The sequence below is a fragment of the Corynebacterium vitaeruminis DSM 20294 genome, from assembly GCF_000550805.1.
GTDB lineage: Bacteria > Actinomycetota > Actinomycetes > Mycobacteriales > Mycobacteriaceae > Corynebacterium > Corynebacterium vitaeruminis.
Window position 1 is genome coordinate 1,696,518 of sequence record NZ_CP004353.1, and the last position, 14,913, is coordinate 1,711,430.

Annotated in this window: 12 protein-coding genes and 1 pseudogene; 3 read left to right on the forward strand and 10 right to left on the reverse strand. The window is 65.7% G+C overall.

Annotation, left to right across the window (positions count from 1 at the left end; all coding sequences use genetic code 11):
• Positions 1-51 precede the first annotated feature (51 nt).
• From hisS to tpx, 3 genes are all read right to left on the reverse strand, one after another.
• Positions 52-1,332, reverse strand: a complete 1,281-nt coding sequence (hisS, locus tag B843_RS07750; RefSeq protein WP_025252943.1) for a histidine--tRNA ligase — start codon at positions 1,330-1,332, stop codon at positions 52-54.
• 11 nt (positions 1,333-1,343) lie between these two features.
• The gene (locus tag B843_RS07755; protein WP_025252944.1) at positions 1,344-1,991 is read right to left on the reverse strand and encodes an MBL fold metallo-hydrolase; all 648 of its coding nucleotides are present in this window, start codon (positions 1,989-1,991) and stop codon (positions 1,344-1,346) included.
• Positions 1,992-2,104: 113 nt separating this feature from the next.
• Positions 2,105-2,599, reverse strand: a complete 495-nt coding sequence (tpx, locus tag B843_RS07760) for a thiol peroxidase (protein WP_025252945.1) — start codon at positions 2,597-2,599, stop codon at positions 2,105-2,107.
• A gap of 207 nt (positions 2,600-2,806) precedes the next feature.
• Between tpx and B843_RS07765 the strand changes: the two genes are divergently transcribed.
• The 3 genes from B843_RS07765 to B843_RS07775 all read left to right on the forward strand — a co-directional run bounded on the left by B843_RS07765 (position 2,807) and on the right by B843_RS07775 (position 4,865).
• Complete coding sequence (locus B843_RS07765; protein ID WP_025252946.1) at positions 2,807-3,649, forward strand: peptidylprolyl isomerase; 843 nt, start codon at positions 2,807-2,809, stop codon at positions 3,647-3,649.
• Positions 3,650-3,931: 282 nt separating this feature from the next.
• The gene (locus tag B843_RS07770; protein ID WP_025252947.1) at positions 3,932-4,285 is read left to right on the forward strand and encodes a hypothetical protein; all 354 of its coding nucleotides are present in this window, start codon (positions 3,932-3,934) and stop codon (positions 4,283-4,285) included.
• A gap of 256 nt (positions 4,286-4,541) precedes the next feature.
• Complete coding sequence (locus B843_RS07775; RefSeq protein WP_025252948.1) at positions 4,542-4,865, forward strand: hypothetical protein; 324 nt, start codon at positions 4,542-4,544, stop codon at positions 4,863-4,865.
• Positions 4,866-4,963: 98 nt separating this feature from the next.
• Here the strand turns inward: B843_RS07775 and B843_RS07780 are convergent, their stop codons facing one another.
• From B843_RS07780 to ruvB, 7 genes and pseudogenes are all read right to left on the reverse strand, one after another.
• Entirely contained in the window at positions 4,964-7,240 is a 2,277-nt protein-coding gene (locus B843_RS07780) for a RelA/SpoT family protein (protein ID WP_025252949.1), read from the reverse strand.
• 149 nt (positions 7,241-7,389) lie between these two features.
• Positions 7,390-7,934 (reverse strand): annotated as a pseudogene (locus B843_RS07785) (adenine phosphoribosyltransferase).
• Between the two features lie 102 nt (positions 7,935-8,036).
• The gene (locus tag B843_RS07790) at positions 8,037-9,656 is read right to left on the reverse strand and encodes an ABC transporter substrate-binding protein (protein WP_034650764.1); all 1,620 of its coding nucleotides are present in this window, start codon (positions 9,654-9,656) and stop codon (positions 8,037-8,039) included.
• Between the two features lie 204 nt (positions 9,657-9,860).
• Positions 9,861-10,970, reverse strand: a complete 1,110-nt coding sequence (gene secF / locus B843_RS07795; RefSeq protein ID WP_025252951.1) for a protein translocase subunit SecF — start codon at positions 10,968-10,970, stop codon at positions 9,861-9,863.
• A 6-nt stretch (positions 10,971-10,976) separates the two neighbouring features.
• Positions 10,977-12,857, reverse strand: a complete 1,881-nt coding sequence (secD, locus tag B843_RS07800) for a protein translocase subunit SecD (protein WP_025252952.1) — start codon at positions 12,855-12,857, stop codon at positions 10,977-10,979.
• Positions 12,858-13,112: 255 nt separating this feature from the next.
• Positions 13,113-13,634, reverse strand: coding sequence for a preprotein translocase subunit YajC (gene yajC / locus B843_RS13265; protein ID WP_051483476.1), 522 nt, complete (start codon positions 13,632-13,634; stop codon positions 13,113-13,115).
• A gap of 74 nt (positions 13,635-13,708) precedes the next feature.
• Positions 13,709-14,788, reverse strand: a complete 1,080-nt coding sequence (gene ruvB, locus B843_RS07810; RefSeq protein ID WP_025252954.1) for a Holliday junction branch migration DNA helicase RuvB — start codon at positions 14,786-14,788, stop codon at positions 13,709-13,711.
• Positions 14,789-14,913: the final 125 nt, after the last annotated feature.

The window sequence follows — 14,913 nt, forward strand, 5'->3', positions numbered from 1 at the left end:
CCCGTTACCTGTACTGGTCCCCGGGAGCTGGCCTTTTCGTTGTCTAGGCGGCTACTGCGCGAGCCGCTTGCCGAGCTCCGCTACCACCTCGTCGAGGGCGATGTCGTGCTGCTCGTGGGCCGCCAAGTCCTTGACGGCCACGGTCTTGTTCTCCAGCTCGCGGTCGCCGAGCACGAGGGCGAAGCGCGCGCCCGCCTTGTCGGCGCCCTTCATGGCCCCCTTGAGGCCGCGGTCTCCGTAGGCCATGTCGGCGCGGATGCCGGCTGCGCGCAGCTGGTCGATGATGCGCACCATCTCGCGCTTGGCGTCCGCGCCCATGGGCACGCCGTAGACGGCGACGCGGGAGCCGTCGGTCATGGTCTGCTTCTCCGCCTCGAGGGCAAGCAGGCAGCGGTCGACGCCGAGGGCGTAGCCGATGCCGGAGAGGTCCTGGCCGCCGAGCTGGGCCATGAGGCCGTCGTAGCGCCCGCCGCCGCCGATGCCGGACTGCGCGCCGAGGCCGTCGTGGACGAACTCGAAGGTGGTCTTGGTGTAGTAGTCGAGGCCGCGGACCATGCGCGGGTTGACCTCGAAGGCCACGCCGAGGTCAGTGAGCAGCTGGAGGACGGTGTCGAAGTGGCGCTTCGACTCGTCGTTGAGGTTGTCCAGCATGAGGGGCGCGTCCGCGGTCATCTCGCGCACCTCCGGGCGCTTGTCGTCGAGCACGCGCAGCGGGTTGATCTCCGCGCGGTGGCGGGTCTCCTCGTCCAGCGGGAGCGTGAACAGGAACTCCTGGAGCTTCTCGCGGTAGGCCGGGCGGCAGTTGTTGTCGCCCAGGCTGGTGAGCTCGAGGCGATAGCCGGAAAGCCCGATGGCCTTGAGGCTGCGGTCGGCTAAGGCGATGACCTCGGCGTCAAGCGCCGGGTCGTCGACGCCGATGGCCTCGATCCCCACCTGCTGCAGCTGGCGGTAACGGCCGGCCTGCGGGCGCTCGTAGCGGAAGAAGGGGCCGTAGTAGTTGAGCTTCACCGGAAGCTGGCCGCGGCCGAGGTTGTGCTCGATGACGGCGCGCATGACGCCCGCGGTGCCCTCCGGTCGAAGGGTCACCGAGCGCCCGCCGCGGTCGGCGAAGGTGTACATCTCCTTGGTCACCACGTCGGTGGACTCGCCCACGCCGCGGGCGAACAAGGTGGTGTCCTCGAAGACGGGAAGCTCGATGTGCTCGTAGCCCGCCAGGTGCGCCTGGTGCGCGAACATGTCGCGCACGGCGAGGAACTCGGGAGAGACGGGCGGGAGGTATTCCGGAACGCCCTTGGGCGCCGTGATTACTTGGAGCTTCTTCTTGTCAGTCACGGTCATACAGTTTAATCCCTGAACGCCTGAAGAAAGGGATTGGTCATGCGTTCGGCGCGGATGGTGGTGGTCCCGCCGTGGCCGGGCAGCACCTGCAGGGCGTCGTCTAGCGGCAGCACCACGTCGCGCAGGGTCACCTGCATGTCCTCCGGGGAGGACTGCACAAGGTCGGTGCGGCCGATCGAACCGCGGAAGAGCACGTCGCCGCTGAAGCAGATCTCGGACCCCACCAGCAGCGTCGAGCCCGGCGAGTGGCCCGGCGCGTGGCGCGGGACGAACTGCTCCCCCGCGATCTCGAGGGCCTCTCCGTTACAAAGGTGGCGCAGGTCCTTGATGGGGGTCATGTTCTTCGCGTCGAAGAGAATCTTCGACTTCTCGGAGACGCCGTCGCCCGCGTCGAGCATGAACTCGTCGTTCGGGTGGATGTACACCGGCACCTGGTAGCGGGCGGCCAGGGTCCCCGCGTCGCGGGTGTGGTCGATGTGGCCGTGGGTGAGCACGATCTGCACCGGCTCGAGCCCGGTCTCGTCGAAGAACTCCACGAGCTTTGCTGCCGCGTGCATGCCCGGGTCGATCACCGTGACTTTGTTGTCGAGCGCGTCGTAGACCAGGTAGCAGTTGGTTTGGTAGGGGCCGGTGGCGAAGCCGCGAATCTCCATGAGTTCTTCCTTCTTGGTTGTTTCTCGCGTTGACAGTCTAGGCTTTAGCGTCGACAAGCCAAAAGCGTAAAGCCCCCGTTCCGCGAAAGAAACGAGGGCGTAGGAAGCGCCGCTTACAGTGCCTTGAGCGCTGCCTCGTAGTCGGGCTCGGTGGTGATCTCGTCAACCAGCTGCACGTGCTTGACGACGCCTTCGGCGTCCGCCACCACGACGGAGCGGGCCAGAAGCCCCTTGAGCGGGGAATCCAGCAGCGTCACGCCGAAGTCCTTGCCGAAGGTCGAGCGGAACGCAGACGCGCTGACCACGTTCTCGATGCCCTCCGCGCCGCAGAAGCGAGCCTGGGCGAAGGGGAGATCCTCGGAGACGCACAGCACGACGGTGTTCTCCAGCGCGGCGGCCTCCTCGTTGAAGCGGCGCACCGACTGCGCGCACACGCCGGTGTCGATGGACGGGAAGATGTTGAGGATGATCTGCTTGCCCTCGAAGTCGGCGCCTGTGACCTCGGCGAGGTCGGTGCCGACGAGCGCGAAGGCGGGCAGCTGGGAGCCGACGGCGGGAAGCTCGCCGATGGTGGACACGGTGGTGCCTTGGAAGTGAGTATTAGCCATGCCTCACATCTTAGGAATCGCGGCCAGTGGCCGCCACAAATAATCTCCTGGAGTGCGCTCTCGCGGGCACTCGCGGGCGCGGGCACCCGTAGCGATTGCTCCCGCCCGGCGCCCCGCAGGTAGACTCGTGGGGAGTTTGTCTGTACATCCCCGCGGTGCGCGGGTCTTTCCCCGAGCGCCGGATGCGAGAACTAGAGGTTTAACAAGGTGAGTTCGAACAAGGAACGCCGCGAGCAGTCGCTGCGCGCGCTGGAGAAAGAGATCAAGTCTCGCGACCGCGCGGAGAAGACTCGCCCGCTCGGCGTCGCCGCTGCCGCGGCCGTGGCCATCGCCGTCATCGTCGGCGGCATCGTCTATCTGAACAATCAGAGCAATGACAACAAGGCGGAGAACACCGCCGCGGCCACCACGTCGGCCACCGCCGACTACCAGCCGCTCGCGCTCACCCGCTCTCAGCCGCTTGGCGACACCGTCACCTGCTCCTACCCCGCCTCCGGCACCGCCGCTAAGGCCGTCGACGCCCCGGCCACCGAGAACGTCTCCGCGACGGGCACCGTCACCGTCACGCTGCAGACCAACAAGGGCGACATCCCCATGGAGCTCGACCGCAGCGTCTCCCCGTGCACGGTCAACGCCGTCGAGCACCTCGCGCAGGCCGGCTACTACGACGACACCGTCTGCCACCGCCTGACCACCCAGGGCATCTACGTACTCCAGTGCGGCGACCCGACCGGCCAGGGCAGCGGCGGCCCGGGCTTCCAGTTCGCCAACGAATACCCGACCGACGAGGCCACTGACACCAATACCCCGGTGATCTACCCGCGCGGCTCGATCGCGATGGCCAACGCTGGCCAGGACACGAACGGCTCGCAGTTCTTCCTCAACTACCAGGATTCCCCGCTGCCGCCGATGTACACCTACTTCGGCCAGATCAGCGACACGGGCCTTGCCAGCCTCGACTCCATCGCCGCCGCGGGCGTGCAGGATGGCGGCTCCGACGGCGCGCCCGCCGAGGAGGTCCGCATCACCAAGGCTGTGGTCGCGAGCTAGCTGAATTTCGATCGTTTTCTAAATACCGGAGACGGGGTTACCGTTTCCGGTATTTTTTACCCCCGCAACTGCTTTTGTGCAGCTAATTAAGGTGACGGGGGCGAAACGTGGATTAATCAGCGGCGATGCATCAAAGGTGGTCGCACCGTTCCAGTAGTTTGCCCTCTCACGCTCTTCTCACTTGATTCTTATGTTCAGGTGGTGCCGCGCCACCGTTGCGCGAAGGGGGATTATGAGTTAGCATGTCCGAGAAATTTAAACCCCCTCCTCGAAGGACATTTCATGAAGCTGTTTTCCCGCAAGGCACTCCTGTCTGTCGCCACCGCCACCGCTCTGACCGCTGGCTCCCTCTCCGCTCCGGCCTTCGCGCAGGACAACACCCCAGTCACGACCACCCAGGGTTCCGCGAACCTCGGCTCCTCCACCACCACCGATACCGCCGCGACAGATGAAACGGGCACCGACCCTGGGGCCGCCTCTAACGCCTCCTCCGACCTGCTCGCTGGCTCCTCCGATTCCAACGGCAAGATCGATCCGAAGCAGATCGCCGCTTGGATCTCCATCGTCGGCACCGTCATCTCCGTGCTCACCGCAGCCGTGACCTTCGCCGCTAAGGTTGGCAGCCTCTCCAAGTAATCCAAGGCTCGCTGACGATCCTTGCGTTATCCCTTCGCTGCGCTTAGCGCGCGGAGGGATTTCTCATACCTGTATCCCGCGCCCCTTCTCCCACCGCCGCTCCCCGGGAGTGCGCGCGAAAAGGGGTAGGCGCGGGGTCATCCGAAACCTGCGAATTTGCTTGCCTTGGCTCGACATTGGGGGCATCGCTACTAACGTGTCCCTTGTTGTCTTCTCCTATCGCCATCGTTGAAAGAAAGTTGAAGGAATACTCCTCATGAAGCTGATGAACCGCACCTCGCTCGTCGCCGTCGCCACCTCCGTGGCCCTTACTTCCGGCGCGCTCGCCGCGCCCGCGATGGCTCAGTCCTCCGACGCCTCCGCCGCATCCGACACCACCGTGAGCACCGTCGACTCGGCCGCTGATACCGCCGGTACCTCGACCTCCTCGAACATCGTCTCCTTCGTGGACACCCTCGCAACTTCCTCCAAGCAGATCACCGACTCAGACGCCTACAAGTGGTTCACTGTTGCCGCTGCGGTGCTAAGCGTCGTTGCTGCAGGCATCACCTTCGCCCTGCGCATTCAGTCGCTCATCTAGTACCTCAGTTCCCGCGATTAAATGAGCAAAGAGCATCCGAGAATTCCTCCCGGATGCTCTTTTTGCTTCCTTTGAATGTCGTCGCTTGTGGCTCGAGCCTAGCCGCCGGTGGTCACACGGTAGACGTCGAACACGCCCTCCGTGTTGCGTAGCTGCGTCATGAGCGCACCCAGCTGCTTGGTGTCGGAGACGCTGAAGGTGAAGCGCACGGTGGCCACGTGGTCCTCGGAGGCGTGGGAGTTCATCGACACCACGGACACCTTCTGCTCGTTGATAACGCGGGTGAGCTCCATGAGCAGGCCGTTGCGGTCAAGTGCCTCTAGCTGCAGGGTCGCGGCGAACACGGAACCGCCCTCGGCCGCCCAGGAGACGGAGATGAGGCGCTCGGGCTCGTCGCGCAGCTTGTCGGCGTTGGTGCAGTCCGTTCGGTGCACGGAGACGCCGCCGCCGCGGGTGACGAACCCGAAGATGTCGTCGCCGGGCACCGGCATGCAGCACTTGGCCAGCTTGGCCATGACGTCGGGGCTGCCCTCCACGAGGATGCCGTTCTCGTCGGAGACCTGCTGCTTCTGCCCCACCAGCTCGCTGAACGGGGTGCGGGAGACGAGGGTGTCCTCGGCCTCGTCGGCATCGCCGAAGGCTGCCATGAGACGGTTGGCCACGTGCTGGGCCGAGACCGACCCGGAGCCGATGGCGGTGTAGAGGGCGTCGACGTCCGGGTAGTGCAGCTCCGTGGCCACCTGCTTCATCGACTGCGCGGTAAACAGGCGGTGCATCGGCAGGCCGCCGCGCTGGACCTCGGCGGCCAGCGCGTCGCGCCCGGCCTCCAGGTATTCCTCGCGGCGCTCCTTGGCAAACCACTGGCGGATCTTCGCCTTGGCGCGCGGGGAAACCACGAACTCCTGCCAGTCGCGCGAGGGACCGGCGTTCTGGTCCTTGCTGGTGAAAATCTCCACGCGGTCGCCGGACTTGAGCTTGGACTCGAGCGCCACGAGCTTGCCGTTGATCTTCGCGCCGATGCAGCGGTGGCCCACCTCGGTGTGCACCGCGTAGGCGAAGTCCACCGGGGTGGAGTTGATCGGCAGGTTGACCACGTCGCCCTTCGGCGTGAACACGAAGATCTGCTTGCTCGTGAGGTCGTAGCGCAGGCTGTCGAGGAACTCGTTCGGGTCCGCGGCCTCCTTCTGCCAGTCGAGCAGCTGGCGCATCCAGGCCATCTGGTCGACCTCGGCCTGCTCCCCGCCCTGGTGGCCCTTGGTTTCCTTGTAGCGCCAGTGCGCGGCGATGCCGAACTCGGCGTTGTAGTGCATCTCGTGCGTGCGCACCTGGACCTCGAGCGGCTTGCCGCCCTCGGCCATGACGGTCGTGTGCAGCGACTGGTACACGCCGAACTTCGGGCTCGAGATGTAGTCCTTGAACCGGCCCGGCATCGCCGCGTAAATCGAGTGAACCACGCCGATGGCCGCGTAGCAGTTGTTCACCGAGTCCACCAGCACGCGGATGCCCACGAGGTCGAAGATCTCCTCGAAGTCCTTCCCGCGCACGATCATCTTCTGGTAGATCGACCAGTAGTGCTTCGGGCGGCCCATGACCTCCGCCTCGATGTGGTTTTCCTTCAGCGCCGACTGGAGCTGGGCGATGATCTCCTTCAGGTAGCGGTCGCGCGAGGGCGCCCGGTCCGCGACGAGGCGGACCACCTCCTGGTACTTCTTCGGGTACAGGATCGCGAACGAAAGGTCCTCGAGCTCCCACTTGATGCTCGCCATGCCCAGGCGGTGCGCCAGCGGCGCGATGACCTCGAGGGTCTGCCGCGCCTTCTTGGCCTGCTTCTCCGGCGGGAGGAAGCGCATCGTGCGCATGTTGTGCAGGCGGTCGGCGACCTTGATCACCAGCACGCGGGGGTCCTGGCTCATGGCCACGATCATCTTGCGGATGGTCTCCGCCTCCGCAGCGGCTCCCAGTGCCACCTTGTCCAGCTTGGTCACGCCATCGACAAGACGGGCGACCTCCTCGCCGAAGTCGGCGCTGAGGTCGTCGAGGGAATAGTCGGTGTCCTCCACGGTATCGTGCAGCAGCGCCGCGACGAGCGTGGTGGTGTCCATGCCGATCTCCGCGGCGATTGTGGCCACGGCCAGCGGGTGCGTGATGTACGGGTCCCCGGACTTGCGGTAGACCCCCTCGTGGAGGCGCTCTGCGGTGGAGTAGGCCTTCTCCAAAATCGCCGCGTCCGCCTTGGGGTGGAACTCGCGGTGGATGCTCAGCAGCGGCTCGAGGACGGGGTTGACCTTGACTCGGTTGCCCGTCAGGCTGCGTGCGAGGCGAGCAGACATGCTGCGCATGGGGTTCTGCTGTTTGACCGAACGATTATTCGTCATTGTGTGCTCCCTCGTTCACGTACCGCCGCGCGGTGTGCGCGCGACCCATCACCCCGGCGTCACTCGGGCCTTAGGTTCATTGTAGACAGCGCCGCCGCGGCCGTTCGCTTTTCGCTTCTTCGCTTATCGACGCCTCTCGGCGCCAAACCCTATTGGTTGACGACGTAGACCGGCTTGTCGGGAGCCTTTCGCGCCCGCCGAGCCCATCGACTTCGAGGACCACTCCGTAGCCCACGACGCTACCACCGCAGCGCTCGATGAGCTTGCGGGCCGCCACGAGGGTCCCGCCGGTGGCCAAAACGTCGTCGATGAGCACCACGCGCTGACCGGCGAGATCGAGGGAGTCCGCGGGCAGCTCGAGCGCCGCGGTGCCGTACTCGAGGGCGTACTCCTCGGAGACGACCGGCGGCGGGAGCTTCCCGCGCTTGCGGATGGCGAGGATGCCGTTGGCGGTCCGGTAGGACACCGCGGAGCCGAGCAGGAAGCCGCGGGCGTCGAGGCCGCCGATGAGGGTCGCCTCGCACTCCATGGCGAACTCGGCGAGCTCGTTGACGATCAGCCGGAAGGCCAGGCCATCGGCGAGCACCGGGGTGAGGTCCTCGAACAAGACCCCCTCCACCGGGAAGTTGGGCACGAGCCTCGTCTTCTTGGCCAGCGCGTCCTTCGCCGACGTGAAGGATGACTGAATGGTCATGTGTGTACGCTCCTTGCGCGTGTCGTCAAATACGCTCGATGCACCTCGAGCGCGCCCCCAAGAATCCTAGTGAATGGGTGGTTTCCAAGGAGCGAATTGGGCCTACTTCTTCGCCGAGTACTTCCATTTGTTCATGTTCCACCCGATGCCCGAGGTGTCGGTGTTGGCCACCACGTTCTCCACGCCCTTGTGAGTCACGAACACCCGCGGCTGCGAGGCGAGCGGGATGGTTTCCACCCGATCCCAGGAGTCGGTCTCCGCGGCGCGGATGCCCTGGATGTCGGTGCTCGCCGGGGCGATCGTGGGGAACTCCGACATCGGGTCGACGGCCTGGATGAACGCGTCGGCGCTGCCGGGGACGAAGGTCTCCGCTCCCCCGGCGTCGACGGAGGTCTTGCTCAGGTTGCCGAGCGAGGAGGCGTCGGCCGAGGCGTCCACGACCGTGATACCCGCCGACTGGCAGGTGCGGTTCATGTCCTCAACCATGGCGGCGAATCTTTCGTTCGGGCCCGAGTATCCCACCCGGATGGTCTGTCCGCGCAGGGGTGCCGCCGCCTCGAGGTTCACCGCGAGGTGGGGGTCGGTGATGTCCTTCATCTGGCTGGCCGCGGGGTCGGTGGCGCGTACCACCCGGGTCGCGACCGGTTGGACGTCGACGCCGGACTTCTCGAAGGAGACCGACGCGATGGAGGCCTGGTCGATGCAGGCGGCGAACGCCTGGCGTGCCGCCTTGTCGTAGAAGACGCCAGCGTTGCTCAAGAAGAGCTGTTCGGTGAGCACGCCCGCCTCGGACTCCACGTGATAGGGATTGTTGGTGTCCTCGGTGTTGATCCAGTCGAGGGCGGAGGTGGACGCCGCCTCCGCCACCTGCAGGCCTTCGCCGTCGGCGAGGTCCTTGAGGCTCTTGCTGTTGGGCCAGACCGTGAGTGTGTCCAGTTCGGCCTTCTCCCCGACGTAGGCGTCGTTGCGCTTCAAGACCACCTGGCCCTCAGAGCCCACGGAGTCGATCTTGTAGGGACCGGTGGACACCTGCAGCGTCGGATCGAAGTTGCTTAAGTCGAAGCCGTGCTTCCAGATCTCGGCCACCGGGGCGAGCGCATCCTCGTCCTTGTTGCTGGCGGCCGCGTTGAGTTCCTCGAGGCTCATTCCGGCCTTCTCCGCGATCGCGTGGGCGGGCATGAGCACGCCGGGGCCGAACAGCTGGCGCCAGCGGGCGCCGAAGCCCTCCTTGAACACGACGGTGGCCTGCTTCGAGCCGGGGGTGCACTCGACCCGGTCGACCTGCTGCATGAGCGGCAGGTGGGAGTCGAAGAGATCGGGAAGGCTGCCGGCGGTGAAGGCGAGGAGGTAGGAATCGCAGGTTACGGGCTTGCCGTCGGAGTAGTTGGCGTCCTGGGAGATGTTGTAGATCACCCGCTGGGTGGCCCCGGGCAGGACCTGGGTGTTGACGAAGTCCGAGTTGGGGATGAGCTGCCCCTTCGGCCCGGGCACGTGCGCCGAGGGATACAGGCGACCGGCCAGCACCTGAGCGTTGGTGCTCACGCCCACGTTGGTGCCCGCGTTGGTGGTCACGAGTTGCTCGTTGACCGCGTAGCCGAAGGCGGCGGCCTCGTCGCTGCTGCCGGAGCCAGAACCGGTGGAGCAGGCGGCAGCCCCCACGGCGAGCGCGCAGAGAGAGGAGAAGACCGCCAAACGCACGGAAGCGGAGCTAGGTCGAATCATTGTCACCATAACTTGGGTCGATGTGAGCCTGAGGGATTCCTCGTAGAGAGGCCGTACCCCTTCTACGGTATCGGATACTTAAAAAAGTATAAAACCCGTGACGCGTCCCGTTAAATCCCCAGTGTGGCCCACGACATACACGCACCCCACCTCCGTGATCGGAGATGGGGTGCGATGCTTTAGGTGTCGGAAAGCGAAATGCTTTTAGCGGTTGGGACGCCAGGAGGCACCGGTCGAGCGCGGCGTCTGGGTAGAATCCACCCGGCGCTTCGGCTGTTCCTTGGGCTCCTCCGGCTCCTCGTCCGCGGGTGCGCGGTGCTCGGGGTCGCGGAAGGCGGCAACCTTCTCGTTGTGGGCCTTTGTCTCCTTCGTGCGGTTCTTCAGGCTGACCAGGATCGGCGTGGCCAGGAACACCGAGGAGAACGTACCCTCGATGACGCCGATGAGCTGCACGAGCGCCAGGTCCTTCAGCGTGCCCACGCCCATGAGCCACACGGCGACGATCATGAGCGCCAAGATCGGCAGGGCGGAGATGACGGTGGTGGAGATCGAGCGCATGACCGTCTGGTTGATGGCCAGGTTCGCGTGCTCGGCGTAGGTGCGGCGGGTGTTGCCCAGGTAGCCTGCCGTGTTCTCACGCACCTTGTCGAAGACGATGACGGTGTCGTAGAGGGAGAACGCCAGGACCGTGAGCAGGCCGATGACGGTGGCCGGGGTGACCTCGAAGCCGACGAGCGCGTAGATGCCCGAGATGGCGATGAGGTCGACCAGGAGCGCGGCGATCGCGGCGACGGCCATCTCGCGCTGGAGGCGCACGGCGATGTAGACGAACACCGCGCCCAAGAAGACCAGCATCGAGATGATCATGCGGTTGGTGATCGTCGAGCCCCACGACTCGGACACCGTCGAGTCGCCGATGACGTCCGGGGTCTGGGTGCCGGCCGCGTCGACCGGCTTGTAGGCGTCGTACATCGCCGAACGGGCGGCGTCGATCTGCTCCTCGCTCAGGCGAACGGAGCTGATCTCCAAGATGCGGGAGTCACCCGAGCCGACGATCTGCACCGACTCCGGGGTGACCCCGGTGGCGTCGGTGAAGGTCTGGGAGACCTCGCTGGTGGTGAGGTCCGAGGCGGGCAGGTTCATCTTCGTTCCGCCCACGAAGTCGATGCCGAGGGTGAATCCCCGCAGCGCGATCGCGAGGATGCACACCACGATGACGCCCGCGGCGATCGAGTACCACGTGCGGCGGCGGCCGACGAAGTCGAGCCCACCCTCGCCGGTGTACAGCTTGTTCAAAACTCCAGTGTTGCTCATGATGGGTTACTCCTCCTCTCCTTCTGCCTTTTCTGATGACTCTTTTGCCTCTTGTGCCTTTTCAGCCTTTTCTGCCTCTGCCGCCGGAGTCTTTTCGGTCTCCGCCGCGGGCGCTGCCTTATGCTCGCGGGCAACGGCCATGACCCTACCCAGGCCGTTGGCGCTGGGCTTGGAGGTCCACGGCTTGCGGGAGGCCAGCACCACCAGCGGCGCGGTCACAAGGAAGGTAACCACGATGTCGAACAGGGTGGTCAGCCCCAGCGTGAAGGCGAAGCCCTTCACCTCACCGACGGCGAGGATGTAGATGACCACGGCCGCGATGAGGGTCACCGCGTTACCGGTGATGATGGTCTGCTTAGCGCGGTCCCAGCCACGCGGCACGGCCGAGCGGAAGGTGCGGCCCTCGCGGACCTCGTCCTTGATCCTCTCGTAGAGGACCACGAAGGAGTCCGCGGTGGTGCCGATACCGATGATGAGGCCGGCGATGCCCGCCAGGTCGAGCGAGTAGCCGATCCAGCGGCCGAGCAGGACGAGCGCGCCGTAGACCAGCGCGAACGAGGCCACCAGCGAGAACATCGAGATGAAGCCGAAGAAGCGGTAGAAGAACAGCGAGAACGCCGCCACCGCGAGCAGGCCCACGAGGCCCGCGATGAGGCCCGCCTGGAGAGAGGCGATACCCAGCGAGGCGGGAACGGTGATCGCGGTGCCGCCGGACTCGCCGTTCTCACCCGCGAAGCTGAGCGGCAGCGCGCCGTACTTGAGGTTGTTGGCCAGCTCCTGGGCCTCGGTCTGGGTGAAGTCGCCGGTGATCGCCGTCGCGGAGCCGACCGGGGTGGCCGACTGGATGACCGGCGCGGAGATGATCTGGGAGTCCAGCGTGATGGCGACCTGCTGCTGCAGGTACTCCTGGGTCAGCTGCGACCACGTGGCGCTGCCCTGGTCGCCGTTGTCCGACTTGAAGGAGAAGGAGATCTCCATCTGGCCGGTCTGGGAGTTGAGGCCGCCAGTGATCGGCTTGTTGGTATCGATCTCGTTGCCGGTCAGGCGCTTGCCGTTGACCTGGTCAGTCTCGCCGACCAGCAGCGGCGCCTCGCCCAGGACGTAAGGCGTGGAGCTGGTGGCGTCGCAGGTGACCAGCGGCAGGGCCGGGTCGTCGGTGCCCTGGAGCGGATCCTGCTTGTCCGGGCCGCACTGCAGAAGCGCCGCCGAGGCGATCTGGATGTTGGCGTCGGTCGACTGACGGTCGGCCTTGAGGACGTCGATCTCCTTCGTGCGCAGCTGCTCCGCCTCGATGGAGTTGGCAGGCTCAGCCGGCGGCTGGGAGGTGACGGTCGGCGCCGTCTGGTCCTGCGCGTTGGGGTCGGTCTGCTTGTTGGAGGCATTGAGCGAGTCGGTGAGCTTGCTCATCGCGGCGTTCGCATCGTCGACGCTGATCGCGCCCACCTCGACCCAGCGGTTCGCCGTCTGCTGCAACGCGGGCAGCAGGGTGGTCACGTCCGGGTTGTTGGGCGTGCTCACCGGTCGGAACAGCAGCTGGGAGGTCTGGCCCAGCGCGCGTGCCTGGGAACTATCGCTGCCCGGAACAGTGATGACGAGGGTGTTGCCATCGGCCACGACGCTCGCGCCGGTAACGCCCATGCCGTTGACGCGGTTCTCCAGGATTGTGCGCGCCTGGTTGAGCTGGTCCTGGGTGGGCTGCTGCCCCTGCGGCACGAGGGTGACGCGGGTACCGCCCTGCAGGTCGATGCCCAGCTGGGGCGTCGCGGTCTTGTTCCCGGTGAGGAAGATCAAAGCGTAGATCACGATGATGAGGACAGCGAAGATGCCGAGCGCCTTCTTCGGCCAGGTCCGCCATCGCGATTTCGCGCTTCGTGATTGCGAAGACAATTCGAATAACTCCTTGCTACGTACAAAGACAAGACGGCACGCCTAACCCGATCGCCGTTGATTCTTTTGATGGTTAGTGGCGCCGTCTCGAAGAAAGTTCCCACGTGCCCCGCGCAGGTTCCGATGTGGGCTCGGCGCGCCGCGGGGTGTGAAAGAACCCAGTTCCGCTAAGAGTGTACGCCACCGGCCCACGCCGGCGGCGACGCCATTCCCGTTTCCGGCCCCTGCTAGCGCAGCCAGGCGAAGCGATTGAGACTAGGCTTCCTTGGCATCGCGCTTGTCGACGCCTTCCGCCTCCGCCTCCACGCGTGGCGCGGGAGCGGAAGTGGCTTCACCGGATTCAACGGACACGATGTTCGGGTGGGACTCGTTTTCCGAGTTGGATCCGTTTTCCGAGTTGGATCCGTTTTCCGAGTTGGACTCGATTAACGAGTTGGATCCGTTTTCCGAGTTGGACTCGAATAGCGAGTTGGATCCGTTTTCCGAGTTGGACTCGATTAACGAGTTGGATGCTCCCGCATCCAACTCCCTCCGGATCACAGCGCTCTTCTCGAAGGTCAGCACGACGCCCTCTGCCACCTCGAGGTCCACCGTCTCCGTCCCGACGCCCGCGACCGTGGCGAAGATGCCCGCGGTGGTGACGACGCGGTCGCCCACGGCGAGCTGGGACTGTAGCTGACGGATCTGCTCGAGGCGCTGCTTCTGCTTCCTCTGCATCATGAGCGACGGCAGAATCATGATGGCGAGCAGGACCAGCAGAATAATGATGTTTTCCATAGCCAGCAAGTGTGCCAGAGTTCGCGGCGAATGTCAGATTGACGTTTCGCCGCGATTCGCTTGCACCCGCCGCATTAGTACAGGGTGCCCATGACTCCCTCGGGCGGCTCGAGCCCGATGTGGCGCCAGGCCAAGGCGGTGGCCACGCGCCCGCGCCCGGTGCGGGTGATCATGCCCGCGCGCACGAGGTAGGGCTCGCAGACCTCCTCCACGGTGGAGGGCTCCTCCCCCACGGCAACGGCCAGGGTGTTGATGCCCACGGGTCCGCCGCCGTGGCCTTTGATGAGCGCCTCCAGCACCGCGCGGTCGAGACGGTCGAGGCCCATCTCGTCGACGTCGAAGACGATGAGCGCAGCGCGCGCGGCGGCGAGATCGATGTGGCCATCCGAGTGCACCTCGGCGAAGTCGCGCACGCGGCGCAGCAGGCGGTTGGCGATACGCGGTGTTCCCCGCGAGCGGGAGGCGATCTCGGTGGCGGCGTCGGCGTCGATGGGCACGCCGAGGATGGAGGCCGCGCGGGTGACCACCTTGGTGAGGTCGTCGACCCCATAGAACTCCATCTGCGCGGTGAAACCGAAGCGGTCGCGAAGCGGGCCGGTGAGCATGCCCGAGCGCGTAGTGGCGCCCACCAGGGTGAACGGCGCTAGCTCGAGCGGGATGGAGGTGGCACCCGGCCCCTTGCCCACGATGACGTCGATGCGGAAGTCCTCCATCGCCATGTAGAGCATTTCCTCCGCCGGGCGGGCCATGCGGTGGATCTCGTCAATAAACAGGACGTCGCCCTCCATGAGGTTGGACAGCATGGCCGCGAGGTCGCCGGCGCGCTCCAGCGCGGGACCGGAGGTCATGCGCAAACTGGTGCCCAGCTCGTAGGCGATGATCATGGCCATCGTGGTCTTGCCCAGGCCGGGCGGGCCGGACAGCAGAACATGGTCCGGGGTCACCCCGCGCTTCTTCGCGCCGGTGAGGACGAGGTCGAGCTGGTCGCGCACCTTCGGCTGGCCGATGAACTCGCCAAGAGATCGAGGGCGCAGCGAGACCTCCTGATCCGCCTCCCCCTCCTGCGCGCGGGCGTCGACGTCCGCGGAGCGGGCGGGCGAAGCCTTCGGCTGGGGCTCCGGCAGCCGGAACTCCGTCTTTTCCACGTTGGCCACGTCCGCGCCCTTCCTTACTTATCGGTACTTTGTTCGTACTTTCCTGCAGCGCCGGTCAACCCTCATGAACGGCTCTGCTCACTACAACGTTAGCCGCGGCGCACCTGCCGCGCCCCGATTGGCCG

Coding starts and splice junctions, on each gene's coding strand:
- secF (WP_025252951.1), bottom strand. CDS start 10,970: ATGAGCAACACTGGAGTTTTGAACAAGCTGTACACCGGCGAGGGTGGG.
- tpx (WP_025252945.1), bottom strand. CDS start 2,599: ATGGCTAATACTCACTTCCAAGGCACCACCGTGTCCACCATCGGCGAG.
- yajC (WP_051483476.1), bottom strand. CDS start 13,634: ATGGAAAACATCATTATTCTGCTGGTCCTGCTCGCCATCATGATTCTG.
- B843_RS07790 (WP_034650764.1), bottom strand. CDS start 9,656: ATGATTCGACCTAGCTCCGCTTCCGTGCGTTTGGCGGTCTTCTCCTCT.
- B843_RS07770 (WP_025252947.1), top strand. CDS start 3,932: ATGAAGCTGTTTTCCCGCAAGGCACTCCTGTCTGTCGCCACCGCCACC.
- B843_RS07775 (WP_025252948.1), top strand. CDS start 4,542: ATGAAGCTGATGAACCGCACCTCGCTCGTCGCCGTCGCCACCTCCGTG.
- B843_RS07780 (WP_025252949.1), bottom strand. CDS start 7,240: ATGACGAATAATCGTTCGGTCAAACAGCAGAACCCCATGCGCAGCATG.
- B843_RS07755 (WP_025252944.1), bottom strand. CDS start 1,991: ATGGAGATTCGCGGCTTCGCCACCGGCCCCTACCAAACCAACTGCTAC.